Below are 24,936 nucleotides of genomic sequence, written 5' to 3' on the forward strand. Positions count from 1 at the left end.
CCTACGCTCCACTTCTTCTGTTGCCAGGGGCCCAAGATATATAACGCCTCGGACGAATCGGACCCCCTGGCAACTGACAATTTCGCACCCCGCGCCAGCCGACGCAAACTGACCCCCCGGGCGCGGCCCCTCAAATACGAGGCCACTGTTCAAACGCCTCGACGCTGCCAGGGGGTTCCCCCACGTTCTCTACCAGGCGCGATAGCCGTCGACGGCCACTGATCCGAAGTGCTGGGTGCGACCCTCTTGTGCCAATCAAGGTTGGGGCGATCCCGACCCGCATCATCGCCGACGCCAGCGCCGCATGGGTGTCCGGGGCGTGCGGATCAAGGCCCAGCAAGTACCGGTCGGCTTCGGGGGTGCCCGACGCCAGCGTCCAGGCCCGCAACTCGCGAGGTCCGGGCAGCCACTGCGGCGGCACGGTCTTGACGGCGCCAAGCGTCCAATCGCGGGCAATGGCCAACAACCGCGGGTCGGCTTGGGTGCGCACCAACGGCGTGTTCTCGTCGGTGCGCGCTATCTCCGCCTGCAGCCCGGCGTCGGTGATCATCTCCGCGAGGCCCTCTGCGCGCCACAGCCGATCCACGACGACGGACAGCCGAGCCCCGCTGCCGACGAGGACCACCTGGCCCGGCGCGGCGAGAATTCCCGTCAGGTCGGCAACCGCGGGCGGCACCGACTCAGCCGAGAAGAACGACAGCTGGCTCACGTCAACGACAGTAGGCCAGGGGTGCACCACAGATGTGTCGCCAGGCCGCTCGGAAGCGTCCGCCAAAACGAAAACACCCCGCGCCGTCCGATCAAGGATGACGCGGGGAGTTATTCAGTTTCGCTTGCTCAGACGGCCCGAACACCCGTGGCCTGGGGCCCCTTGGGGCTCTGGCCAACCTCGAATTCAACCTTCTGGTTCTCCTCCAGGGTGCGGAATCCGCTGCCCTGAATTTCCGTGTAGTGAACGAACACGTCCGCAGAGCCGTCCTCCGGGGCGATAAAGCCGAAGCCCTTCTCCGCGTTGAACCACTTCACAGTTCCCTGTGGCATTTCCTTGATCTTTCCTTTTCTTTTTTCCGGGTGCGGTCCACCGTGTTTCGGTACACCGGGCCCGTTCCGACCGCTGACCTTCGCGGAGTAATCGGAACTTGACCCGACCTACATTCCTCGCAGGAACCGCGATCGCAACGACGATCCTGCGAGTGCTAATACACGAACACAGAAGCTGCGACCGCGCTAAGTCAATCATGTTCGGCGCTGGTGCGACAGTCTCAACGCAATCGAGTGGGGAACAATTCACTTACATAGGGGTTTCAGGAGGCTGGCAGTGTCAATTCCGGGGTCGGATTTCGGCCGCGCACTGCTTTCCTGTGCGATCGAAGGCACGGATCCCGACGAACAACCGTTGCGGCACGTCGCAGACTTGCCCGCGCGTCAGGGCAGGCCGCAACCGTGGCCGCGATGGGCGGACCCAGATGTGGTGCGGGCGTTCGTTGATCGCGGTATCGAGTCTCTTTGGTCGCATCAACTCGCCGCCGCCGATCTCGCCCGCGACGGGCGGCACGTCGTGCTCAGCACAGGAACCGCATCGGGAAAGTCGTTGGCATACCAGTTGCCGATATTGACGGCCCTGAAAGCGAATCCGCGTGCGCGGGTGCTTTATTTGTCGCCGACCAAGGCCCTCGGCCACGACCAACTGCGAACCGCAGTGGCACTCACCGAAGCCGTGCCGGGGCTGGACAACGTCGCGCCCAGTTCATACGACGGCGACAGTCCGAGCGACGTGCGACGTTTCGCGCGTGAGCGGTCGCGCTGGATCTTCTCGAATCCGGACATGATTCATCTGTCGCTGCTGCGCAACCACGCCCGCTGGGCGGTGTTCTTGCGCAACCTGCAGTTCATCGTTATTGACGAATGCCATTACTACCGAGGCGTTTTCGGCTCGAACGTGGCCATGGTACTGCGCCGACTGCTGAGGCTGTGCAATCGGTACTCGTCGACTCCGACAGTCATCTTCGCCAGCGCCACCACCGCACAGCCCGCGGCGACCGCCTCCGAGCTCATCGGCCAGACCGTCGAAGAGGTCACCGAGGACGGTTCCCCGCACGGCGCACGCACGGTCGCGCTGTGGGAGCCGGCGCTGCGGGACGACATCCTCGGCGAAAACGGCGCTCCGGTAAGGCGTTCGGCGGGTGCCGAGGCCGCGCGGGTGATGGCCGACCTGATCGCCGAAGGTGCCCGGACGCTGACGTTCGTGCGATCGCGCCGCGGCGCGGAGTTGACCGCGCTGGGTGCGCGGGCCCGCCTCGAGGACACCGCACCCGAACTCGCCGAGCGGGTGGCGTCCTATCGCGCCGGCTATCTCGCCGAGGACCGCCGAGCACTGGAACGTGCTCTGGCCGAAGGGGAATTGCGCGGCATGGCCACCACCAACGCGCTCGAATTGGGTGTGGACATCGCGGGCCTCGACGCGGTCGTGCTGGCCGGCTTCCCCGGCACGGTCACGTCGTTCTGGCAACAGGCCGGCCGCTCCGGCCGTCGCGGGCAGAGCGCGTTGATCGTGCTGATCGCCCGCGACGATCCACTGGACACCTACCTCGTGCACCACCCGGCAGCGCTGCTCGACAAACCGATCGAGCGAGTGGTTATCGACCCCGGCAACCCGTATGTGCTTGGGCCACAACTACTTTGCGCCGCGACCGAGCTTCCGCTGAGCGACGCGGAGGTCCGCATGTGGAATGCGGAGGCGGTGGCGGAAGCGCTCGTCGACGACGGGCTGTTGCGCCGGCGACCGAGCGGCTACTTCCCCACTCCCGGCGTCGATCCGCATCCGGCGGTTGACATCCGCGGGTCGTCGGGCGGGCAGATAGCGATCCTGGAGGCCGACACCGGCCGACTGCTCGGCAGCGCCGGTGCGGGACAGGCGCCCGCGTCGGTGCATCCCGGCGCGGTGTATCTGCATCAGGGTGAGAGTTATGTCGTCGACTCGCTGGATTTCGAGGACGGCGTCGCGTTCGTGCACGCGGAGGATCCCGGCTACACCACCTTCGCTCGCGAGCTCACCGACATCGCCGTCACCGGCGACGGCGAACGAAACACCTACGGCACGGTGACCGTTGGCGTGGTTCCGGTGTCGGTGACCAACACCGTGACCGGTTACCTGCGGCGCCGCCTGGACGGTGAGGTGATCGACTTCGTCGAGCTTGACATGCCGACCCGTACGCTCGACACCATGGCGGTGATGTGCACCATCACCCCAGAGGCGTTGCAGCACAAAGGGATCGAGTTGCTCCGCGTGCCGGGCGCACTGCATGCCGCAGAGCATGCGGCCATCGGACTGCTGCCATTGGTCGCCAGCTGCGACCGCGGCGACATCGGCGGCATGTCGACAGCAGTCGGTCCGGTCGACGGCCTGCCGACGATCTTCGTCTACGACGGCTACCCGGGCGGGGCCGGCTTCGCCGACCGCGGCTTCCGCAAAATCGACACGTGGTGGGCGGCGACGGCGGCGGCGATCGAGGCCTGCGAATGCCCGCTCGGTTGCCCGTCCTGCGTTCAGTCGCCGAAGTGCGGCAGCGGCAACGACCCGCTCGACAAGGAGGGTGCGGTGAGGGTGCTGCGGCTGGTGCTCGAGGCGGTGGCAGGAAGGCGCCATTAGCCGACCATGGGGGCGACCCACCCCTCGACGGTCGCCCCCATGGACCCGTGGCCAGTGTGCTTGAGCACACAGCGGACTCACAGACGGCTGCGGTTGAACGGTCGGACAACTCGATCCGTTCCCAATCCCAGAAAGTGGGCGCAGACGGAAAATACCTCGTCGGAGGGGTTATGGCAACTTAGGGATGCTTTACCGAAACCGCGCTGTGACCTCCTAGCTGCACAGATTTGCGGAATCCGTAGACGGCTCACCTGGCGGATAGCTGTGAGGCCGACGGCTAAAATGCCGCCATGACCCACGACTGGCTGCTCGTGGAAACACTGGGCAGCGAGCCCGCCGTGGTCGCACAAGGTCCTCGAACCAAGAATCTCGTTCCAATCAGCGCGTTCTTGAGGCGAAACCCACACCTGATGGCGATACAGAGTGCCATCGGTGAAACCGTGCGCGCCGGTGTCGGCCTGAGCAGCATCACCCCGAAGAACGACCGCGTAATCCGTACTGAAATTGTCAAGATGTCCGACGGGTTAATACACGGTGTCCATTTGTGGATCGGTCCGCCGGACCTCGAAGCGCCCGCACGGCCGGTCCCCGGACCGTTGCTCTGGGACCTGACGAGCGGGACCGCGACCGATACCCCGGAGTCGCTGTGGAACAGCGGATGGGATCCCGAGAAGGCGCCGACCCACGGCAGGGCGTTCGCCGACGATCTGCCCCGCCGCGACCTCAATCCAAGCGAAGCCAAGGTGCTGTCCATGGCGATCAAACCCGAAGTGGGTATGGCGTTTTCCAGCACCTGGGACGTCACGGATTACCAGGGGGAACCAATCACCATCGGGTTCGTGTCCCGCGTGCGTCAGGAGAGTCAGGACGACGGCAGTGAACGGTTGATCTGCCGCGCGATGAACTGGCGAAGCGTGCGCGAGGAAACGGCCACCCCGCGCGATTACCTGGCGCAGCGCATTCTCGACAGCCTCTCGCGACCGGGCGTGTATCGGTGCATGGTCGATCTGAACAACTGGACGCTGCTGAAGTGGCTGGACGACCCCGTGCCGTTCTTCGACTGGCGTGCCAGCATGACTGGAGACCACGCGGTGCATCCTGCTGATCGCCGTCAGATGTCAAAGATGGCAAGCGAATTCGTGCCGACAGGGACAGCCTCGGGCGTGCTGCGGATGGTGGCCAACGGCGGCGGCTGGACGCCGGTGCACGTGACCGTCAACCGGGTGCAACTCGAGGAGGACATCTACGCGGGGTTGGCGACGCTGCGTATTCCGACCGACGCCGAGATCGCCGCGGCCGGCCTCGACGACATTGACGAGGCGGCCCTCCGCTAGCCGGTCTCGACCGGTCCAGCCCTCGCGGTTGCGCGGGCCGGGCCGACGCCGAACCTGCCGAGTGCGACAGCGGCGTCGACAGTGACGATCACATCGAGGTCCTCGACGGCGCACTGCGTGACGGTCGTGTGCATGGCGCGCGCCAACGACGCTGCGTGCACGCAGGCCTCGGCGCTGCCATCGGCAAGGTGCGCGGCGGCCGCAAGCGCGGCCAGGTCGGCGGCGCCCTGCGCCCGATGACGCGCCACCACCGTCGACCCGACGTACACCCCACCCACGGTGAGCGCCAACAACACGGCCATCATCGCGACGGCCACCAGCGAAGCCGAGCCGTGCTCAGCGCATACCAGGCTCGAGCGCGGCGACGGCGTCGGCTGCGATCGTGACGCCCGGCAGCAGCGGCGATCGCGCCGTGACACTGGCCACGACCAGTTCCCCGTCGCGCCGCAGCTGCACGGCCGCCCCGTCCGGCGCAATGCGTTGCGCGGCAACGGCGGCCGAACCGTCGTCGCCACGCGCGGCGAGGCGGGCGGCCTCCCGTGCGGCATCGACACAACGCACCTGCATCGACACCGCGGTGAGTCCCGACACGCACAGCGTGAGAACGACGACCAGGGCCGCGATCGCGAAGGCCGCCTCAACCGTGACGCCCCCGGCCTCATCCGCTAGACGTTGGTGTTCAACGCCCGGTTGATGATGTTGGTCAACGCACTGACGATCGAGTCGCCGGTGACGACCGTGTAGAGGATCGCCCCGAACGCCGCCGCGGCGATGGTGCCGATCGCGTACTCCACCGTCGACATCCCGTCGTCGTCGGTGGCCAACAACGTCAGCCGCGCCCACAGCATGCGAATCTTGTTGCCTACCATCGTGCTTTCCCCTCATTTCTCGTCGGCCGTCACAGAATTCCCGACCCCAGTACATCGCCGGCCAACCCGGCGACCACGGGCACAATGCCCAAGCACACGAATGCCGGCAGATAGCACAGACCCAGCGGCCCTGCGATCAACACCGACGCCCGCTCCGCGGCAGCGGTCGCCGTGGCGGCCGCCTCATGGCGTGACTGGTCGGCCAGGTCGGCCACTCCTTGGGCCAAAGCCGCTCCCGACGCTGCCGACCGCCTGGCGAGCCGCAACAACGCGTCGACTGTCTTGTCGTCGGGCCCAGTTGCGTTCGTCCACGCCGTCGCCGGTTCGGCGCCCAGCGCCAACAGGTCGGCGGCACGGCCGAGCGCGTCCGCCAGTGCGGCCGGCGCAGACGGCGCGGTCGCCGACGCGGCCGTCGCTACGGCCATGCCCGAGCGCAGGCACGCCGCGAGCACGTCGAGACTAGACGCGGCGGCCAACGGGTCATCGATGCGCGCCGGCGTCGACCGGCGTCGGACGACCTGCAATCCCGCGCGCATCCTGGGCCGGGAATCGGTGGCCAGCATCAGCGCGGCAGCCAAAAGCATTGCGGCCCAACTCATATCGTTGCCTGCGCGGTGATCCGATCCGACCAGAGCATGCCCACGCACACCAGCGCGACGCCGATGACCAACAACCAGCCGCCGACGCCGCCGGACAACAGGAAGCTCAACGGTGCCGCGCCGATCAACTCGCCAAGGCCGACACCGAGGAGCGGCAGCCCGGCCAGCACGAAGGCAGTGGTTCGCGCGCCGGTCAGCCCGGCATCGACCCTTGCCGCGAACTGCTCGCGTTCGACGACATCCCGGTGTGCGGTCTGCATCAACGGCGCGATCGACAGGCCGTGGTCCTGGGCGAGTTGCCAGCAGACGCCGAGCCGCTCCCAATGCGCAGGCAGCGCCGAGCCCGCGGACACGCTACGCAGGCCCGCGGGGACGTCGGCGCCGAGTCGGGCACGCGCCGCTACCGCTCGCATCGACTCCGCGACCGGGCCGTCGACCTCTGAGGCGGCGACACCGAACGCGGCAACCGGATGCGCGCCGACGCGCAGTTCGCCGACGAGGACTTCCAATGCGCCCTGCAGCGCAGCGGATTCGGCCGCTCGCCGCTTCTCCCGGATACGCCGCCGCCTCCGGACCCACCACGTGACACCGAGGATCGCCGTGGCGGCAACGAGACCGGCGGGCAGCACGACCGCCAACGCCGCCGCCACGCCTGCGCACGGCAATACCGGCGGCCGGCGTCGCCGCGTCACCGCGAAACCGAGCACATCGAGCCTGCCACGCGTCGGCGCGGGCAGGATCAGTAGCGCTGCTGCCAGCGACAGCAGTGCGGCACTCACAGCACCCCCCGGCCGCGCAACAACAGCGTCAAAGCATCTCTCCCGCAACCAAATCCAGTGTCGGCCCGCCAAGCGGTCACGACCCTGACCCTGCCGTCGTCGGTGCGGTCAAGCACCGCGATCTCGGTCAGTCGCCGCACGCCCGTTCGGTCACGACTGACGTGCAACACCACCTGCACCGCCGCGGCCAGTTGGCTGTGCAACGCGGCGCGGTCCAGCCCGCCCAGAGCAGCGAGGGCCTCCAGCCGTGCGGGCACCTCAGCAGGGTTGTTGGCATGCACGGTGCCCGCGCCCCCGTCGTGGCCGGTGTTGAGGGCAGCGAGCAGATCCACCACCTCGGCGCCGCGAACCTCGCCGACCACGATCCGGTCCGGTCGCATCCGCAGCGCCTGCCGGACCAGATCGCGGACAGTCACCTCGCCGACGCCTTCGACGTTGGCACACCGCGCAACCAGCTTGACCAAATGCGGATGGGCAGGCGCGAGTTCGGCCGCATCCTCCACGCAAACGATGCGTTCGTCGGCGGCAACCGCGCCCAACACCGCGGCCAACAGGGTCGTCTTGCCCGCACCCGTCCCGCCGGAGATGAGGAACGCCAACCGCGCCGCGATGATGTCCCTGAGCAACTCGGCCGCGTCCGGTGCGATCGCACCGGAGTCGGCAAGCGTGGCCAGATCCTGAGTAGCGGGCCGCAGCACCCGCAGCGACAGGCACGTGCCGCCGTCAGCGATCGGCGGCAACACTGCGTGCAGCCGCACGCTGAACCGGCCGGTACCGAGCCCCGTCAATTGGCCGTCGACCCACGGTTGCGCCTCGTCGAGGCGCCGACCTGCCGCCAGCGCCAGACGCTGCGCCAGCCGTCGCACCGCGGCTTCGTCGGTGAATCGAATTTCGCTGCGGCGCAACCCGTTTCCGTCGTCAACCCAGACCGCATCCGGCGCCGTGACGAGCACGTCGGTGGTGCCTTCCGCAGTCAGCAGCGGCTCGAGGATGCCAGCCCCGGTGAGCTCGGTCTGAAGCACCCGCAAGCTGCTCAGCACTTCGGAGTCGCCGAGCACTCCTCCTGACTCGGCGCGAATGGCGGCGGCCACCACGTTGGGCCGCAGCGGTGCCGACTCGGCGGCCAGCCGTTCGCGCACGCGGTCGATCAGGGACGCGCTCATCCGGGTGCCTGCCGACGCTGGTGCAGCATTCCCAGGACGCGCCGCGACGCGGCAGCCAGTGGCGATCGCCGTCGCAACTGCAACCCGCCCCGCTCCAGCACGTCTGCCACCCCCGGCTGCGCGCGCATCGCGGCCAACAGGGGCAACCCGACGATCCGCGCGACGTCGGTAGAGCGCAGACCGCCCGGCGAGGGGCCACGCACCACCACGCCGGCGTTTGGATTGGCCGCCGACACCCACGGCGCGAGCGCCGCCGCAGCAGCACACGACCGCACGTCGGCGGGAGCGACCACGACGACGAGGTCGGCCGCGTCGAGCACGGTCTCCACCGCGCCCGTCGACCGCCGGGGCAGGTCGCAGATCACGGTCGCTCCGCCGCGACTGCCCGCCTCGACCACCGCGGCCAGCGGAGCGGCCTCGATGTCGCTGCCGACGCGGCTGCCCGACAGCACGCACACCCCGTTTCGTTGCGGCAATGCGTCCCGCAACGCCGGATAGCTCAACCGGCCACCCTGCAACGCCAGGTCCGGCCAGCGCAGGCCGGTCTCGCCTTCACATCCGGCGACGAGGTCGATGCCACCGCCCCATGGATCGGCATCGATGAGCAGCGCGTCGCAATTCGTTGTCGCCGACTGTGCCAACGCGGTCGCAAGAACCGAGGCCCCTGCCCCGCCGCGACCCGCCATCACTGCGACTATCGCGCCGCGTCTGCCCTCCTCACGGGAGGCGTCGGCGGCGTCGGAGAGTTCGCTCATCAACTCGCCGTCATGAGCAGGCAGCATCACGACTCGCTGCGCGCCGGCCGCGATCGCGGCCTGGAAATCGCTCGCCGCTGGCTCGGAGCCGACGACCAGAATCACTCGGCTGCGCCGCGGCAGTGCTCGATCCGCGCAGCGCCGGGCGGCGTCAACATCCACCAATACGGCGGCAGCGCCCGTCCACGCGTTGCGGCCCGGCGGCTCCGTCGAGTGGACGACCGGCAGTCCGGCGGCTGCCGCGACTCGGTCGACGTCGTCTCGAAGTTCGGGGTCGCCTACCAGCGCCAAGACCCCGTTGGTTGCGGTCATGACCTCAGCTTGCAGGCGGCTGACGACGTCCGGCCATCGCTGCGACGGCATCTGTGGATGAATGCGAATCTGGGGACAGACCAAACAAACCGTTTGGTATGTACCTAGTGAAAATCGCATTCCGCAACTAATGCGGCGTGGATTAGCTGTCCCGGATGCGAAAAGCCCCCACAAAAGGGACGACCCCCGCCAGGGGGGGAGGAGGCGGAGGTCGTCGTGTATCAGCCCCGGGGGGTCGGGCTGATGCACACCCGGCATAAGCCGAGTAATGCTCACTATACACACGCCATAGCGGATCGGCGCAAGTGCTGCTTGCCAGAGAAAGCACCCGATAGCAGGAAAGACTGCAGTTACCGGCACCTGTCGTGAACTGCCAATTTGTACACTCTGTCGCCAGTTGTCACGCGTCCACCCCTATGCTGGCGCTGTGACCGCACCGGAGCCCAGGGCCGACGGGTTGATTGCGCGGCAAACACCAACAATGGCTGGCAAACCCGTTCGGACCGCTGCGTTCTTCGATCTTGATAAGACCGTCATCGCCAAATCCAGCACATTGGCTTTCAGCAAACCTTTCTTCGATCAGGGGCTAATCAATCGGCGTGCGGTCCTCAAGTCGACCTATGCGCAGTTCCTGTTCTTGATGTCGGGTGCCGATCACGACCAAATGGACCGAATGCGGTCCTACGTGACGAACATGTGCACCGGATGGGACGTCGAGCAGGTGAAGTCGATCGTCGGCGAAACGCTGCACGACATCGTCGACCCGCTGGTGTTCGCCGAAGCGGCCGACCTGATCGCCGACCACAAAATCTGTGGCCGCGACGTCGTCGTGGTCTCGGCATCTGGCGAGGAGATCGTCGCGCCGATCGCGCGGGCGCTTGGCGCCACCCACGCGATGGCAACCCGGATGGTCGTCGAGGACGGCCGCTACACGGGCGAGATCGCGTTCTACTGCTACGGCGAGGGCAAGGTGGAGGCGATTCGTCAGCTCGCGGCCCGCGAGGGCTACGCGCTCGAACATTGCTACGCCTACTCCGACTCGATCACCGATCTGCCGATGCTCGGCACCGTCGGACACCCGACTGTGGTGAACCCGGATCGCGCACTGCGCAAAGAAGCCGCCGCACGGGATTGGCCGGTGCTCACCTTCTCCAAACCGGTGTCTTTGCGCGACCGCATCCCGGCCCCGTCCGGCGCGGCCGTCGCAACCACCGCGGCCGTCGGAGTCAGCGCCCTGGCGGCAGGCGCGCTGACGTATTCGTTGCTGCGCCGGTTCGCGTTTTAAGGCGCGGCTTCGTCCAAAAGAGCAAGTAGCTGGCGCGGGCTTGTAACGATCCCGAGTCACCGGCGTTTGGCCCTTGATGTGACGAGGGTCACGGAGTACAAAGGAAGCACGGAAGCCTGGGGAGGCCAAGACCGAGCCGGAAGAGAAGGCTCGATCTCCCGAACCGGACTTTCCAGCACGGATCCCGGCACCCACGCGGAGCACATACCGCGGAATAGGTAAAAGTGTTGCGGGCCTGCGTAATTGCGAAGAGCGGACGGCCACGACGGCCCCTTGGGTGGGGTTGCAGTCGAAGCGCATCGCAAGGACGCCGAGGTCAACCCACGCAACCCACAAAGCACGCTTGGTAACCGGAGTCCGTGCTAGCGGGCGGCGAGCCGAATCAGTTCGGAGCGTCGCCCGCTTCGCGTTGCTGGGGCCGTCACGTCAGGTCTGCGCCGACGCGCCTTGCGCGATCGAAAGTGCCTCGCGCGCACCCGCATGCAACGCCTTGGCACTCAACACCAGCCAGGCGGTCAGACCGTCGGGTGTGCCGGACGAGAAGCCACGCGCGGCGGCCCGGTAATCGCCGGAGCGCTGCATCCAATACACCTCCGGCACGCCGAGGCCGTGTGGGTCCAGCCCGCTGGCGATGGTCACCAGCCGCGAAACCGCTCTGGCCACCACACCATCGGCGACGCCGAACGGCTCGAGCGTGAGCAGCTCACCGTGGACGACCGCGGCCAGGACCGTGGCAGGCACCTGGGTCCCGCCCGTCACGATGTCGGCCAACAAGGCCAGCCGCGTGCCGACCTGCTCGTCGCCGCGTGGCCGGCCCAACCGGTCATCGTCGACGAGGTCGGCAGCTGCCAACGCATGCAGTCGCGCGATGGCTTGCAGCGGAGCGCGCTGCCAAACGCCGATCAGCGACGTCGCGCCGCCCTCCAGTGCCTCCGAGACGCGAAGTGCCCCCGCCAACACCGGATCCGGCTCACCGGCCTCGGACAGCTGAAGTGAGCCGCCGTCGAGCACCGAAGAGGCACGCGCCGCCCGCAGCGACGCCTCGGCGGCCGTCGCAGGCCAGCCCCGCAGATTCGTGCGGTGGCGGTGAGCGCGGCCCAGCGCCTCACGGGCTTCCTCGCCGGCCGCGGCCACACCGGGCAGGTCGGCCAGCGGGGCCAGCGGATCAGTCACGGCAGCCCAGGCTACTGCTACCCGCCGAGCTGTGACTTGCCAACCTCAGTGCAACGTTCGGTGACTACCCTCACAGATATGTCCGACGCGCACACCGAAGTTCACTCCGTCTACCCACCGTCCTCCGAGTTCGCTGCGCAGGCCAATGCGACCGACGAGCTGTACCACGCGGCCGAGGCCGACCGGCTGGCGTTCTGGGCGGAGCAGGCCAACCGGCTGTTCTGGGACACCCCGTTCGACGACGTGCTCGACTGGTCGGAGGCCCCGGTCGCGAAATGGTTTGTCGGCGGCAGGCTCAACGTCGCCTACAACTGCGTGGACCGACACGTCGAGGCGGGCAACGGCGATCGGGTGGCGATCAAATGGGAGGGCGAGCCCGGCGACAGCCGCGAGCTGACGTACGCAGACCTGCTCGCCGAGGTGAGCAAGGCCGCCAATGCGCTTACCGAACTCGGGCTCGTCGCGGGCGACCGCGTCGCGATCTACCTGCCGATGCTGCCGGAGGCGATCGTCGCGATGCTGGCGTGCGCGCGGCTGGGTGTGCTGCATTCGGTGGTGTTCGCCGGCTTCTCCTCGACGGCGCTTGCCGCCCGGATCGAGGACGCAGAGGCCAAGCTGGTCATCACGGCCGACGGCCAGTACCGCCGCGGGCAGGCGGTGTCGCTCAAGGAGGCGGTCGACGAAGCCTGCGACGGGCAGAAGTCTGTTGAGCACGTTCTTGTGGTGCGCCGCACCGGAATTGACACGCCATGGACCGAGGGCCGCGACCTGTGGTGGCACGACACTGTGGACACCGCCTCGGACCAGCACACGCCCGAGGCGTTCGACTCCGAGCACCCGCTGTTCCTGCTCTACACATCGGGAACCACCGGCAAGCCCAAGGGCATCATGCACACCTCCGGCGGGTATCTGACCCAGTCGTCGTACACCCACTACAACGTGTTCGACGTCAAGCCGGAGACCGATGTGTATTGGTGCACGGCCGATATCGGCTGGGTCACCGGCCACACCTACATCGTCTACGGGCCCCTGTCGAACGGGTGCACGCAGGTGGTCTACGAGGGAACGCCGAACAGCCCGAATGAGCATCGGCATTTCGAGGTCATCGAAAAGTATGGCGTCACCATCTATTACACGGCGCCGACGCTGATCCGGATGTTCATGAAGTGGGGTCGCGAGATCCCCGACGCTCATGACCTGTCCAGTCTGCGCCTGCTGGGCAGCGTTGGTGAGCCGATCAACCCGGAGGCGTGGCGCTGGTATCGGGATGCGTTCGGCGGCAACAGAACTCCGGTCGTCGACACGTGGTGGCAGACCGAGACCGGCGCGATCATGATCTCACCGCTCCCCGGCGTCACGGCGGCCAAGCCGGGGTCGGCGATGAAACCATTGCCGGGCATCTCGGCAAAGATCGTCGACGAGGAGGGCAACGAGTTGGTGCCCGGTGCCGACGAGGCCGAACACGTGACCGGCTACCTGGTGCTCGATCAGCCATGGCCGTCGATGCTGCGCGGCATCTGGGGCGACCCGGAGCGGTACAAGGAAACGTACTGGTCGCGTTACGCCGACAAAGGCTGGTACTTCGCGGGCGACGGGGCACGCGTGGACTCCGACGGTTCGATCTGGCTGCTGGGCCGCATCGACGACGTGATGAACGTGTCGGGCCACCGCATCTCCACCACCGAAGTGGAATCGGCGTTGGTCGGACACTCCGGTGTCGCCGAAGCAGCGGTGGTCGGTGCGTCGGATGAGACGACGGGACAAGGCATTTGCGCGTTCGTCATACTCGAGTCGCACGCCAAGGACAACGACAACATGGTCGAGGAGCTCCGCGAACAGGTCGCCAAGGAGATCGGAAAGATCGCCCGGCCCCGCGAGATTCACGTCGTGCCGGAGTTGCCGAAGACCCGCAGCGGCAAGATCATGCGCAGGCTGCTGCGTGACGTGGCGGAGGGCCGCGAACTCGGCGACACCTCAACGTTGGTGGACCCCAGCGTGTTTGAGGCGATCCGGGCCAGCAAGTAGCCAATCAGGCCGCGGCGGCACCGACCGGGACGAACCCCGAGCCCGGTCGGTTCTTGGCGGTGATGTCTGCCAACTGGGTGCTGAACGACATGGTCACCGCAGGCGTGTGCAGCGGTATGTACTTGACGACGCACGTCGGCAAATCCTCGCTGAATGCGCCGTGGATCATGCCGACCAGCCGGTTGTTGACGGTGACCGGCGCGCCGGAATCGCCGGGCTGGCCGCAGACCTGGTTGACGATCGTGCCTGGCTGATCACCGGGCCCCCACGTCACACCGCACGAATAACCTGTCGTGCGACCGAGTTTGCATGCGATGTCGCCGAATACCGGATCGGGCCCAAGGCCGTCGATCTGGAAACCCTTGACGTTGTTGACCGGTTGCACCTTCTGCGGGTCGAACTGGATGACCGCATAGTCGAGCGTGTCATTGCCCGCGACCATGGTGCCCAGCACGCCCGCCGCTTCAGCGCCTTCGGCGGACACCTGCTCGCCCGGACCTCCGCAGTGCGCCGAGGTGAAGCCGATGAGGTTGCCGCGGTTGTCGCTGCCGATCGCGGTGAGCGTGCAGAATGTGTCGCCTTCGATCACGATGCCAGAACCGCCGCCCAGGGGTACCAGCCCGTCGGCGTGCGCGGACGGCAGCAGCAGCGCGAACAGCGCCACGACCACCGCAGAAACAGTCAGGCAGCGGACGCTGGTCCTCAACTTCTCAACCCCCATCGATGTGCCGCCCGACCGATCAACCGGGCCAGTCTAACGTCGGCCGGGATCGTTTCCATGGACGGCACGTGGCAACATGAACGCGACTGACACCGTGATGCGGGGAGGAAATGTTCCGTGAGTGATCGCAGGGATGGCGTGCCGACGACTGTGACCTCGATACCGCTGGTCGACCCGCATGCGCCCAAGGAAAATCCGTCCATCGGTGACCTCGTGAAGGATGCGACGGCCCAGGTGTCGACGCTGGTGCGGGCGGAGGTCGAACTCGCCAAGGCCGAGATCACGCGGGACGTCAAAAAGGGCCTCACCGGCAGCGTGTTCTTCATCCTGGCGCTGGTGGTGCTGTTCTACTCCACGTTCTTTTTCTTCTTCTTCCTCGCCGAGTTGCTGGACACCTGGCTGTGGCGGTGGGTTGCGTTCCTGATCGTGTTCGCCCTGATGCTCGTCGTCACCGGCGTCCTTGCGTTGTTCGGCTACCTGAAGGTGCGACGCATCCGCGGGCCGCAGCAGACCATCGAGTCGGTGAAGGAAACCCGCGAGGCCCTCACCCCGGGCCATGACAAGGCGCTGACCTCGTCGCCCAATGGTGACGGCAAACCTCTGGCGACCGATCCGTCAGGCTGGTAGTGGCCCCACCCGACCCGTCGGTGGTGCGCATCGACGGTCCCTGGCGTCATCTCGAGGTGCACGCCAACGGGATTCGCTTCCACGTCACGGAAGCGGAGTCGGCCGATACGGGTCCGATCACGGATCGCCCGCTGGTGATCCTGCTGCACGGCTTCGGCTCGTTCTGGTGGTCGTGGCGGCACCAATTGCGCGGCCTGACCGGTGCCAGAGTGGTCGCGGTCGACCTGCGGGGCTACGGCGGCACCGACAAACCGCCCCGCGGCTACGACGGCTGGACGCTTGCCGGCGACACCGCGGGCCTGGTCCGAGCACTCGGCCACAAGTCCGCGACGCTGGTCGGCCATGCCGACGGCGGGCTGGTGTGTTGGGCCACGTCTGTGCTGCATCCGCGGATGGTGCGCGCGATCGCGGTGGTGAGCTCGCCGCATCCCGTCGCGCTGCGGGCCTCCGCGCTGACCCGCCGCGACCAGGGCAGGGCACTGATGCCGTCGATGCTGCGCTACCAGGTTCCGATCTGGCCGGAGCGGTCGTTGACCCGCCACGACGCCGAGGAGCTGGAACGCTTGGTGCGCAGCCGTGCCAGCGGCAAATGGCAAGCCTGCGAAGACTTCTCGGAGACGATTCGGCATATGCGACGGGCCATCCAGATTCCCTCGGCGGCGCATTCGGCGCTGGAGTATCAGCGCTGGGCGGTACGCAGCCAATTGCGCGGCGAGGGCAGGCGCTTCATGCGGTCGATGAAACGCCCGTTGCCGGTGCCGGTGCTGCACCTTCGCGGGGACGCCGACCCCTACGTGCTGGCCGATCCGGTGTACCGCACTCAGCGCTACGCCCCGCACGGCCGCTACGTATCCATCGCAGGCGCAGGGCATTACGGCCACGAGGAAGCACCAGAGCTGGTCAACGAGCAGCTGTCGCGGTTCTTGGCGCAGGTGTACCGCTAGCCGCCGACGCAGGCGCCGGTCGGAACGCGTTGCGTGTTGCCGATCTTCGCCATCTGGCGGGAGACTTCCTTCGCGGTCAACACGAAGCCGGTGTCGGCGTCGTCGACGGCTGCGCCGAACACCACACCGAGCACCTTGCCGCTGCGGTCAAGCATCGGCCCACCCGAATTTCCTTGCCGCACAGTGCCTCTGATGGTGTACACCTCGCGGGTGACGGTGGCGGTGCGATAGATGTCGGGTCCGTTGAGCTCGATGATCTCGCGAACACGGGCAGGTGTCGCGACGAAGTCGCCACCGCCGGGGTAACCCATCACGATCGCGTCGGTGCCCGTCGGTGCGCCACCCTGGACGAATTCCAGCGGCGCTGACTGCAGGTTCGGCACGTCGAGTATCGAGATGTCGGCTTCGGGGTCATAGGAGACCACGCTTGCGTCGTAGGTCTGTCCGTCGACCTCGACGGTGACGCTGTCTGAGCCGGCGACCACGTGCGCATTCGACATCACGCGGTTCGGTCCGACCACGAAACCGGTTCCCTCCAACACCTTTTGACAGCTGGGCGCCACGCCGCGGATCTTCACGACACTGGGCCGGCTGGCGGTCACGACGGCGTCATTGGCCAGCGCTGCGTCGGGAGCGTCGACGGCGATGATCGGGGTGCGGCCGTACTGGGAGAGCACGTCGGGCAGACCCGACGTATCCAACAGCGCCGACAGCCGAGTCGGCACGGACTTCAGCCAACTGGGTGCCACCTCGTCGACCTGGGCGAGCACCTTCGAGCCGCGCACGGCGGCCGCCAGGTTGGGCTGGTCCGACGACGTCAGCGGGGTCGCGAGCATCCAGGCCGCGACCAGCACCGCGATCAACTGCAGGCCGACGCCGATGATCGAGTCGAACGTGCGCAGCGTGCGGTTGCGCAGCGCACCCCGCACCGCCCTGCCCAGTACCACACCGGCGATCTCACCGATCACCACCAGCGCGAGGATCAGGAACAGCGTGACGAACAGCTTGGTGCGGGGGCCGCTGATGTGCGTGACGATGTGCGGCGCCAGCAGCACGCCTGCGACCGCGCCGAGCACGACGCCGACGAATGACAGCAGGGAGCCGAGTGCGCCGGAGCGCCATCCGGAGATGGCGGCAACGAACGCGATCGCGAGGACGGCGAGGTCAAGCCACTGTGACGATGTCATTGTTGTGCATCACCGTAGCTGCCCTCGTGCCCGACGAGCGCCATTGCGTCGTCGAGTTCTCGAACATCGTCGGTGTTCCATGGCGTGGCCCAGCCGGCGACGTCGAGCATGGCCGAGATCACCTGACCGGTGAAGCCCCACACCAGCATCTCGTTGAGCAGGAAGGCCGGGCCCGCGAAGTGGCGGCCATTTTCCTTGCGGTACACCATGATTCGGTTTTCGGGGTTGATGAACGCCCGCACCGGCACCCGCGCGACGATCGCGGTCTCTGCTTCGTTGACCACCGCCACTGGCCCCGGATCCTGTGAATATGCCAGGACCGGCACCACGTGGAACCCCGATGGCGGGATGAACATCCGCTCCAGGGTGCACAGCGGGCGCAGCAGGCTGGTGTCGATGCCGGTTTCCTCGTTGGCTTCGCGCAGCGCGGTGTGCACAGGTCCGTCGTCGCCGGGGTCGGCCGCCCCACCGGGGAACGCGGCCTGACCTGCGTGGTGGCGAAGCGTGGAGGCACGCACCGTGAGCAGCAGGTCGGCGTCGTCGGGCAGGCCGCCGGTCGGCGAGTCCGGAGGGCCGGAGAACAGCACCAGCACCGCCGCGTCACGCTTCTGCCCCGTGATCGCCGCCTTGGCGTTGGCCGCGGTGAGCAGCGCCAGCATCTCGGCAGGCACCCGCCTGCGATAGGCCCGCTTCACGTGGCCACAGTTGTCGGTCAGGGGCTTCAACCAGATCGGGGCCGCGTCAGGGGTCAGCTGCCCCGGTGCGCTGCCCCAACTCACCCCGGCACTCCTGTCTTCTGGCCGACCGCCGGTTCCACCGCCGCGGCGATCTCGTCGGCGCTGGCGAATGACCTCGGCAGGACTTCGGCAACGCTACCGTCCGAGCGCAGCACCACGGTCGCGGGCATCACGTTGGGTACCCGCAACGCGGCGGCCACCAGCCTGCGTCCGTCCTGCAGCGTCGGCAGCCGCACCCCGAGGTCGGCCAGTCGCAGCAATGCGGCTTCCTCGTTCTCGTCCTGGTGCACCGTGAGCACGGTGACGCTGGGTCCGACGCGGCGTTGGTATTCGGCCATCGCGGGCAGTTCCTTGGCACATGGCGCACACCAGTAGGCCCAGAGATTGAGGATCGTCGTGCGGCCTGCGACAGCCTTGGCCACCTCGACGCTCACACCGTCGCCCGCGCATTCGAGGGTGATGCCGCGCAACGGCTGAGGCCCTTGCCCGTTGCCGACAGGACACGGCGGCAGGTCGGCGCGTGCGCGCGGGCCTGCGAGGGCTTGGGCGGTGTCGGCGTCGCGACGGTCGCGAGGCTGTCCCTGCCCCAGCGACCCTGTCGGCGAACCGTCGTCATCCAGTTGCATCCACAACGCGACGCCCAGCGCGACCACGACGACCAGCACCGCAACGGTCCACCGGGTCGACGTCCTCATCTGCAGCAGGTTAGAGGCCGGCCATCGCGAGCAGGTGCTCGGTCTCCGGACCCTTGACCAGCGGCGCTGCGATCAGCGGGTCGGTGGGCCCCGCGCCGAAGGACGGGCAGTCCTTGGCCAGCACGCACACCCCGCAGGCGGGCTTCCGCGCATGACAAACGCGGCGGCCGTGGAAGATCACCCGGTGGCTCAGCAGCGTCCACTCCGGGCGCTCGATCAGCTCGCCGACGGCGTGCTCGACCTTGACCGGGTCCTCTTCGGCGGTCCACCGCCACCGGCGCACCAGCCGACCGAAGTGGGTGTCCACGGTGATCCCCGGAATGTCGAACGCGTTGCCGAGGATGACGTTGGCGGTCTTGCGGCCGACGCCGGGCAGCGTCACCAGTTCCTCGATGGTGTCGGGGACGTTGCCGTCGAAGCGCTCGACCAACTCCTGACCGAGCCGCATCAGCGAGGTGGTCTTGTTGCGGTAGAAACCAGTCGGCCGGATCAGCTCTTCGAGCTCGGTGCGGTCGGCCTGCGCGTAATCGAGTGCGGTGCGGTAGCGCTTGAACAGCGCGGGCGTGGTGAGGTTGACGCGCTTGTCGGTGCTTTGCGCCGACAATATGGTCGCCACCGTCAGTTCCAGCGGATTGGTGAAGTCCAGCTCACAGTAGACATGCGGAAACGCTTGCGCCAGTGTGCGATTCATCCTGCGAGCCCGGCGAACGAGCCCGACGCGGGTCTCGTTGTCCCACTTGCGCGCCGACGCACGCCGAGGCGCCTTGGCGGGGGTGGTCTTATCGGCTGAAGTCTGGCCAACGGTCACGAATGTCAGCCTACGCAGCGGGTACGACGCGCCCGGCGGATACCGGTGCGGACCGGTTACATTTCGTGATCCCGCTGAGACCTTCGCAGTGTTTACTTCACCCTTGTGTCTTGGTTGCTCGCTGCGTTTATCCCGGCGTTGCTGATGCTGGCGACATTCGGGCTGCAGCGACTCGAATCGAATCTCGAAAACGATGCCGTCTCCGCTGCCGACGTAGCCGAGTTTCTCGACCAAGCCGAGGCTGATGACGTCAACACGCTGGCGCGGGAAGGCATGGGCAGCGCGCTCGACGGCCTGCATAAGCGATTGGGCGAACAGGAATGGACACTGGCCACTGCGCCAGCCGCTCGCGAGATGTCAAGTTTGCCAAATCGGCTGGTCATGCATCATCGAGCCAATCCTGAATTTCAGCCGACTCGACATGCCAATCGTGTGTAGCGTGGGCTAGTCGCGGCGGGCCGTACCTCTAGACTGATTTCGCTAACCAGTAAGAGGTCGGCTGGCGCATGTCATATCACCCAACAGCTTAAGAGGGGCAACGTGGACGAGATCCTGGCGAGGGCCGGAATCTTCCAGGGGGTCGAACCCAGCGCCGTATCCGCGCTGACCAAGCAACTACAGCCCGTCGACTTTCCGCGCGGACACACGGTGTTCGCCGAGGGAGAGCCAGGCGATCGGCTGTTCATCATCATTTCGGGCAAGGTCAAGATCGGCCGCCGTTCGCCCGACGGTCGCGAGAATCTGCTCACGATCATGGGTCCATCGGACATGTTCGGCGAGCTGTCGATCTTCGACCCGGGGCCGCGGACGTCGAGCGCGACAACCATCACCGAGGTACGCGCGGTGTCGATGGACCGCGACGCGCTGCGGGCGTGGATCGCCGACCGTCCTGAGATCGCCGAGCAATTGCTGCGAGTCCTGGCCCGCCGCCTTCGTCGCACCAACAACAACCTGGCCGATCTGATCTTCACCGACGTGCCCGGCCGCGTGGCCAAGCAACTGCTGCAGTTGGCGCAGCGGTTCGGCACACAGGAGGGCGGCGCGCTTCGCGTGACGCACGATCTGACGCAGGAAGAGATCGCGCAGTTGGTCGGCGCATCCCGCGAGACGGTCAACAAGGCGCTCGCCGATTTCGCCCACCGCGGCTGGATTCGCTTGGAGGGCAAGAGCGTGTTGATCTCCGACTCGGAGCGGCTGGCCCGCCGCGCCCGCTAGCTCCTTGCGATTTCAGGAACGTAAGTAGTCCAGTTGCGCCTGGACACTCCATTCGGCTGCGTCCCATAGCTTTTCGTCGACGTCGGTGTAGACGTGCTCGACGATCTGTCGCGCCGTGGCGTCGTCGCCGAGTGCACGGAGCGCGCCGCGCACCTGGTCGAGTCGCTCTTCACGGTGTGTCAGGTACATCGCGCTGACGGCTTCGAGGTCGTCGAGGTCGGGCCCGTGGCCGGGCAGCACGGTGCGATGGCCAAGGCCGTGCAGCCGGCGCAGCGACTCCATATAGTCGCCGAGGCTGCCGTCTTCGTTGTCGATGACGGTGGTGCCGCGGCCGAGCACCGTATCCGCGGTCAGCACCGCATCGTCGAGCAGGAAAGACACCGAGTCGGCGGTATGTCCCGGCGTCGCCATCACCGTGATGCGCAGGCCGGCCGCGTCAATGACCTCACCCTCGGCCAACGGACCGCCGAGGCCGCGCAGGAAGCCGCTGCCGACGGAGCGGACCACCGCGCCGGTACGGTCGACGATCTTGTCGATGGCCTCGGTGTGGTCTTCGTGTTTGTGGCTGATCAGCACCAGCGGGATCTTGCCGAGTTCGGCGATCTTCGCGATGTGCTCATCGTCGTCGGGTCCCGGGTCGACGACCACCATCTCGTCGCTACCCGGTCCGCGCAGTACCCAGGTGTTGGTGCCATCCAGCGTCATCAAGCCCGGGTTGTTGCACAGCAGCACCGACGCCGTGTCGGTGACCGGTCTGAGCAGCCCGTACGCGGGATGCTCGAGGCTCACGACACCTCGACGATGATCTCAACCTCGACGGGCGTGTCGATCGGTAGTTCCGAAACCCCGACCGCCGAGCGGGCGTGCTTGCCCGCATCGCCGAACACCTCACCGAGCAGCTCCGAGGCTCCGTTGATGACGCCGGGTTGACCGTTGAAGCCCGGCGCGGATGCGACGAATCCGACGACCTTGACGACGCGGGTGACGCTGTCGATGCCGACCAGCGAATGCACGGCGGCCAATGCGTTGAGTGCGCACGTGCGCGCCAGCGCCTTGGCCTCCTCGGGGGTCACCTCGCCGCCGACCTTGCCGGTTTGCGGCAGCTTGCCGCCCTGCATCGGCAGCTGGCCCGCGGTGTAGACCAGGTTGCCGGTGCGCACCGCGGGCACATAAGCACCTGCAGGCGGGACCACGTCCGGAAGCTCGATGCCCAGCTCGGCGAGCCGTTCTGATGCGGTCATTTCGGACGTTTCAGATAGGCGACGTGCTGCTCGCCCGTCGGCCCCGGCAGCACCGACACCAGTTCCCAACCATCCTCACCCCACTGGTCGAGGATCTGCTTCGTCGCGTGCGTCAGCAGCGGGACGGTGGCGTATTCCCAACGGGTCGGTTCGCTCATGTGGCTGAGCTTATCGGTCACCGATTTCCTCCCAGCTAGCATGCAGGTGTGGCTACCTCAGCGAACAGCGGTAGACCGGTCGGCTGGCCGTCTCGCCTGACAAAGGCGCGGCTGCACTTCGTCACCGGCAAGGGCGGCACCGGCAAGTCGACGATCGCGGCCTCGCTGGCGTTGGCTCTGGCCGCAGGCGGACGCAGCGTGCTGTTGGTGGAAGTCGAAGGGCGCCAAGGCATTGCGCAGCTGTTCGACGTGCCACCGCTGCCGTACGCGGAGGTGAAGATCGCCACTGCCGACGGCGGCGGCACCGTGAATGCGCTCGCGATCGACACCGAGGCGGCCTTCCTCGAATACCTCGACATGTTCTACAACCTCGGCCTCGCAGGCCGCGCGATGCGTCGGATCGGGGCCGTCGAGTTCGCGACGACGATCGCGCCTGGCCTGCGCGACGTGCTGCTCACCGGCAAGATCCGCGAGATCGTCACCCGCGCCGAGAAGGGTAAGCAACCCGTCTACGACGCCGTCGTGGTCGACTCCCCACCGACGGGCCGCATCGCCCGGTTCCTCGACGTCACCAAGGCGGTATCGGATCTCGCGAAGGGCGGACCGGTGCATTCGCAGGCCGAGAGCGTGGTCAAGGTGCTGCACTCCGACCTCACCGCGATCCACCTGGTCACCCTGTTGGAAGCGCTGCCCATCCAGGAGACCATCGAGGCCATCGAGGAATTGCGGGAACTGGAACTGCCGATCGGCAGCGTGATCGTCAACCGCAACATCCCCGCCTATCTGCCGGCAGACGATCTGGCCAAAGCCGCCGAGGGAGACATCGATGCCGACGCGGTGCGCACCGGACTGGAAAGTGTCGGAATCACGTTGCCCGACAGTGAGTTTGCCGGTCTGTTGACCGAGACCATCCAGCACGCGACACGGATCACGGCGCGTGCTGAGAGTGCCGAGCAGCTCGACGCCCTCGACGTCGCGCGGCTGGAGTTGCCGCAGATCGCTGACGGGGTCGATCTCGGCAGCCTCTACGAGCTGGCCGAAGCGCTTGCCCACCAGGGGGTTCGATGATGAGCACCACACCGCCGGCCCTCGATATGGGCTCGATCCTGACCGACACCTCCAACCGCGTCGTGGTGTGCTGTGGCGCGGGCGGCGTCGGCAAGACCACCACCGCGGCGGCAATGGCGTTGCGGGCGGCCGAATACGGCCGCACCGTCGTCGTGCTGACCATCGACCCGGCCAGGCGACTGGCCCAGGCACTTGGCATCAAGGATCTGGGCAATACCCCGCAGCGGGTACCGCTTGCCCCCGAGGTGCCCGGCGAGTTGCACGCGATGATGCTCGACATGCGCCGGACGTTCGACGAAATGGTGATCCAGTACTCCGGACGCGACCGCGCACAGGAGATTCTGGACAACCAGTTCTATCAGACGGTGGCCACTTCGCTTGCAGGCACGCAGGAGTACATGGCGATGGAGAAGCTGGGTCAGCTTCTCGCCCAAGACAAGTGGGATCTCGTCGTCGTCGATACTCCGCCGTCGCGCAACGCACTGGACTTCCTGGACGCGCCAAAACGCTTGGGCGGCTTCATGGATAGCCGTCTCTGGAAGCTGCTACTCGGCCCGGGGCGCGGCATCGGCAAGCTGGTGACGGGCGCAATGGGACTTGCCATGCGTGCCTTGTCCACCGTGCTTGGCTCGCAAATGCTTTCCGACGCAGCCTCTTTCGTGCAGTCACTGGACGCGACGTTCGGCGGCTTCCGGGAGAAGGCCGACCGCACCTACGAGCTCCTCAAGCGACGCGGCACGCAGTTCGTCGTGGTGTCGGCCGCCGAGCCCGACGCGCTGAGGGAGGCGTCGTTCTTCATCGATCGGCTCTCGCAGGAACACATGCCGCTGGCCGGGTTGATTCTCAACCGCACCCACCCCACGTTGACCGAACTGCACGCCGACAAGGCCGAGGAAGCCGCGGAGGAATTGGACAAGAAGGATCCCGATTCGTTGGCGGCCGCGGTGCTGCGCATCCACGCCGACCGGGCGATGACCGCCAAGCGTGAAATCCGGCTGCTGTCGCGGTTCACCGGCGCCAACCCGCACGTGGCGATCGTGGGTGTGCCGTCGCTGCCGTTCGACGTGTCCGACCTCGAGGCACTGAGGGCCATCGCCGATCAGATCACCGGCGAGACGAAAACAGTTACTGAAACGGCCTAAACGGCGCTGCGGTGCTTGCGTTGGGCGGCGAAGAAGTCAGCCCAGGAAACGACCTCGGGGTGCTGCTTGAGCAGGGCACGGCGCTGGCGTTCGGTCATGCCGCCCCAGACACCGAATTCGACGCGGTTATCGAGTGCATCGGCGCCGCATTCGAGGATCACCGGGCAGTGGCGGCAGATGACGGCGGCCTTGCGCTGTGCGGCACCGCGGACGAAGAGCTCATCGGGATCGGCCTGGCGGCACCGAGCCTGGGATACCCAAGCAATACGGGCCTCGGCCTCCGCGCCGTGGACAATGGCGTGTGCTGACATGTTCGGGGTTGTCCTCCGCGCGGCGGGCCTCGTTGCTGACACCAGCGTTCCCTTCGTTCCAAGCCGCCGAGCTAGCACAGCGACGGCGTAGTCCTCCGGTGTAGAACGCTGATGCGATCTACGCCACATTGCGAGGGTC

The 24,936-nt window shown here is 67.0% G+C and carries 28 protein-coding genes; 10 read left to right on the forward strand and 18 right to left on the reverse strand.

Going from position 1 to position 24,936, the window contains the following annotated elements; translation table 11 throughout:
• Positions 1–130: 130 nt before the first annotated feature.
• Both J3E61_RS06690 and J3E61_RS06695 read right to left on the reverse strand, forming a co-directional pair.
• A complete protein-coding gene (locus tag J3E61_RS06690) occupies positions 131–709 on the reverse strand; it encodes a hypothetical protein (protein WP_192724475.1) in 579 nt (192 codons plus the stop codon).
• 128 nt (positions 710–837) lie between these two features.
• Positions 838–1,041, reverse strand: a complete 204-nt coding sequence (locus J3E61_RS06695; RefSeq protein WP_006243848.1) for a cold-shock protein — start codon at positions 1,039–1,041, stop codon at positions 838–840.
• Between the two features lie 277 nt (positions 1,042–1,318).
• Between J3E61_RS06695 and J3E61_RS06700 the strand changes: the two genes are divergently transcribed.
• A complete protein-coding gene (locus J3E61_RS06700) occupies positions 1,319–3,649 on the forward strand; it encodes a DEAD/DEAH box helicase (RefSeq protein WP_210083025.1) in 2,331 nt (776 codons plus the stop codon).
• 290 nt (positions 3,650–3,939) lie between these two features.
• Entirely contained in the window at positions 3,940–4,983 is a 1,044-nt protein-coding gene (locus tag J3E61_RS06705) for a DUF5593 domain-containing protein (protein WP_210083026.1), read from the forward strand.
• On the opposite strand, the gene J3E61_RS06710 is transcribed toward J3E61_RS06705, so the two are convergent.
• From J3E61_RS06710 to J3E61_RS06735, 6 genes are all read right to left on the reverse strand, one after another.
• Positions 4,980–5,531, reverse strand: coding sequence for a flp pilus-assembly TadE/G-like family protein (locus J3E61_RS06710; RefSeq protein WP_210083027.1), 552 nt, complete (start codon positions 5,529–5,531; stop codon positions 4,980–4,982). The genes J3E61_RS06705 and J3E61_RS06710 overlap by 4 nt on opposite strands.
• Before the next feature lie 117 nt (positions 5,532–5,648).
• Complete coding sequence (locus J3E61_RS06715) at positions 5,649–5,852, reverse strand: DUF4244 domain-containing protein (RefSeq protein WP_210083028.1); 204 nt, start codon at positions 5,850–5,852, stop codon at positions 5,649–5,651.
• A 29-nt stretch (positions 5,853–5,881) separates the two neighbouring features.
• Positions 5,882–6,451: a type II secretion system F family protein gene (locus J3E61_RS06720; protein ID WP_210083029.1), complete on the reverse strand. Its 570-nt coding sequence runs from the start codon at positions 6,449–6,451 to the stop codon at positions 5,882–5,884.
• Complete coding sequence (locus tag J3E61_RS06725; RefSeq protein ID WP_210083030.1) at positions 6,448–7,230, reverse strand: type II secretion system F family protein; 783 nt, start codon at positions 7,228–7,230, stop codon at positions 6,448–6,450. The genes J3E61_RS06720 and J3E61_RS06725 overlap by 4 nt, the downstream gene beginning before the upstream one ends.
• Entirely contained in the window at positions 7,227–8,393 is a 1,167-nt protein-coding gene (locus J3E61_RS06730) for a TadA family conjugal transfer-associated ATPase (RefSeq protein ID WP_210083031.1), read from the reverse strand. The genes J3E61_RS06725 and J3E61_RS06730 overlap by 4 nt, the downstream gene beginning before the upstream one ends.
• A complete protein-coding gene (locus tag J3E61_RS06735) occupies positions 8,390–9,433 on the reverse strand; it encodes a CpaE-like family protein (protein ID WP_210085459.1) in 1,044 nt (347 codons plus the stop codon). The genes J3E61_RS06730 and J3E61_RS06735 overlap by 4 nt, the downstream gene beginning before the upstream one ends.
• Positions 9,434–9,887: 454 nt before the next feature.
• On the opposite strand from J3E61_RS06735, the gene J3E61_RS06740 reads away from it, so the two are divergent.
• Complete coding sequence (locus J3E61_RS06740; protein ID WP_192724483.1) at positions 9,888–10,745, forward strand: HAD-IB family hydrolase; 858 nt, start codon at positions 9,888–9,890, stop codon at positions 10,743–10,745.
• A gap of 426 nt (positions 10,746–11,171) precedes the next feature.
• Here the strand turns inward: J3E61_RS06740 and J3E61_RS06745 are convergent, their stop codons facing one another.
• Positions 11,172–11,918, reverse strand: a complete 747-nt coding sequence (locus J3E61_RS06745; RefSeq protein WP_192724484.1) for an oxidoreductase — start codon at positions 11,916–11,918, stop codon at positions 11,172–11,174.
• 78 nt (positions 11,919–11,996) lie between these two features.
• Here J3E61_RS06745 and acs point away from each other — a divergent pair, with 78 nt between their 5' ends.
• The gene (gene acs, locus J3E61_RS06750) at positions 11,997–13,943 is read left to right on the forward strand and encodes an acetate--CoA ligase (protein ID WP_210083032.1); all 1,947 of its coding nucleotides are present in this window, start codon (positions 11,997–11,999) and stop codon (positions 13,941–13,943) included.
• 4 nt (positions 13,944–13,947) lie between these two features.
• Here acs and J3E61_RS06755 read toward each other — a convergent pair whose 3' ends face one another.
• Complete coding sequence (locus J3E61_RS06755; protein ID WP_210083033.1) at positions 13,948–14,649, reverse strand: serine protease; 702 nt, start codon at positions 14,647–14,649, stop codon at positions 13,948–13,950.
• A gap of 132 nt (positions 14,650–14,781) precedes the next feature.
• Between J3E61_RS06755 and J3E61_RS06760 the strand changes: the two genes are divergently transcribed.
• Complete coding sequence (locus J3E61_RS06760) at positions 14,782–15,291, forward strand: phage holin family protein (protein WP_192724487.1); 510 nt, start codon at positions 14,782–14,784, stop codon at positions 15,289–15,291.
• Entirely contained in the window at positions 15,291–16,235 is a 945-nt protein-coding gene (locus J3E61_RS06765) for an alpha/beta hydrolase (RefSeq protein WP_210083034.1), read from the forward strand. Before J3E61_RS06760 ends, J3E61_RS06765 begins: the two co-directional genes overlap by 1 nt.
• On the opposite strand, the gene marP is transcribed toward J3E61_RS06765, so the two are convergent.
• From marP to nth, 4 genes are read right to left on the reverse strand one after another with little or no spacing between them, the layout of a single operon-like run.
• A complete protein-coding gene (gene marP, locus J3E61_RS06770) occupies positions 16,232–17,422 on the reverse strand; it encodes an acid resistance serine protease MarP (protein WP_192724489.1) in 1,191 nt (396 codons plus the stop codon). The two genes, J3E61_RS06765 and marP, sit on opposite strands and share 4 nt — an antisense overlap.
• Positions 17,419–18,201: a CoA pyrophosphatase gene (locus J3E61_RS06775; RefSeq protein ID WP_210083035.1), complete on the reverse strand. Its 783-nt coding sequence runs from the start codon at positions 18,199–18,201 to the stop codon at positions 17,419–17,421. Before J3E61_RS06775 ends, marP begins: the two co-directional genes overlap by 4 nt.
• Positions 18,198–18,854 (reverse strand): TlpA family protein disulfide reductase, encoded by a 657-nt coding sequence (locus tag J3E61_RS06780; RefSeq protein WP_210083036.1) that lies wholly within the window; start codon positions 18,852–18,854, stop codon positions 18,198–18,200. Before J3E61_RS06780 ends, J3E61_RS06775 begins: the two co-directional genes overlap by 4 nt.
• A 10-nt stretch (positions 18,855–18,864) precedes the next feature.
• Positions 18,865–19,545: an endonuclease III gene (gene nth / locus J3E61_RS06785; RefSeq protein WP_210085460.1), complete on the reverse strand. Its 681-nt coding sequence runs from the start codon at positions 19,543–19,545 to the stop codon at positions 18,865–18,867.
• A 222-nt stretch (positions 19,546–19,767) separates the two neighbouring features.
• Between nth and J3E61_RS06790 the strand changes: the two genes are divergently transcribed.
• On the forward strand, positions 19,768–20,100 hold the full coding sequence (locus tag J3E61_RS06790) for a hypothetical protein (RefSeq protein ID WP_210083037.1): 333 nt from the start codon (positions 19,768–19,770) through the stop codon (positions 20,098–20,100).
• Between the two features lie 102 nt (positions 20,101–20,202).
• Complete coding sequence (gene crp, locus J3E61_RS06795) at positions 20,203–20,877, forward strand: cAMP-activated global transcriptional regulator CRP (RefSeq protein WP_041312815.1); 675 nt, start codon at positions 20,203–20,205, stop codon at positions 20,875–20,877.
• Positions 20,878–20,889: 12 nt separating this feature from the next.
• Here the strand turns inward: crp and J3E61_RS06800 are convergent, their stop codons facing one another.
• From J3E61_RS06800 to J3E61_RS06810, 3 genes are read right to left on the reverse strand one after another with little or no spacing between them, the layout of a single operon-like run.
• On the reverse strand, positions 20,890–21,666 hold the full coding sequence (locus tag J3E61_RS06800; protein ID WP_210083038.1) for an MBL fold metallo-hydrolase: 777 nt from the start codon (positions 21,664–21,666) through the stop codon (positions 20,890–20,892).
• On the reverse strand, positions 21,663–22,118 hold the full coding sequence (locus tag J3E61_RS06805; RefSeq protein ID WP_192724494.1) for a RidA family protein: 456 nt from the start codon (positions 22,116–22,118) through the stop codon (positions 21,663–21,665). Before J3E61_RS06805 ends, J3E61_RS06800 begins: the two co-directional genes overlap by 4 nt.
• Positions 22,115–22,276 (reverse strand): DUF4177 domain-containing protein, encoded by a 162-nt coding sequence (locus J3E61_RS06810; RefSeq protein ID WP_014817956.1) that lies wholly within the window; start codon positions 22,274–22,276, stop codon positions 22,115–22,117. The genes J3E61_RS06805 and J3E61_RS06810 overlap by 4 nt, the downstream gene beginning before the upstream one ends.
• A gap of 48 nt (positions 22,277–22,324) precedes the next feature.
• Here J3E61_RS06810 and J3E61_RS06815 point away from each other — a divergent pair, with 48 nt between their 5' ends.
• Both J3E61_RS06815 and J3E61_RS06820 read left to right on the forward strand, forming a co-directional pair.
• Positions 22,325–23,344, forward strand: coding sequence for an ArsA family ATPase (locus tag J3E61_RS06815; RefSeq protein WP_192724495.1), 1,020 nt, complete (start codon positions 22,325–22,327; stop codon positions 23,342–23,344).
• Positions 23,344–24,486 carry an ArsA family ATPase gene (locus tag J3E61_RS06820; protein ID WP_210083039.1) on the forward strand — a complete coding sequence of 381 codons (1,143 nt, stop codon included), beginning with the start codon at positions 23,344–23,346 and terminating at the stop codon, positions 24,484–24,486. The genes J3E61_RS06815 and J3E61_RS06820 overlap by 1 nt, the downstream gene beginning before the upstream one ends.
• On the opposite strand, the gene J3E61_RS06825 is transcribed toward J3E61_RS06820, so the two are convergent.
• Positions 24,483–24,839 carry a WhiB family transcriptional regulator gene (locus tag J3E61_RS06825; RefSeq protein WP_192724497.1) on the reverse strand — a complete coding sequence of 119 codons (357 nt, stop codon included), beginning with the start codon at positions 24,837–24,839 and terminating at the stop codon, positions 24,483–24,485. The genes J3E61_RS06820 and J3E61_RS06825 overlap by 4 nt on opposite strands.
• Positions 24,840–24,936: the final 97 nt, after the last annotated feature.

The organism is Mycobacterium sp. OAE908 (genome assembly GCF_017872775.1).
GTDB lineage: Bacteria > Actinomycetota > Actinomycetes > Mycobacteriales > Mycobacteriaceae > Mycobacterium.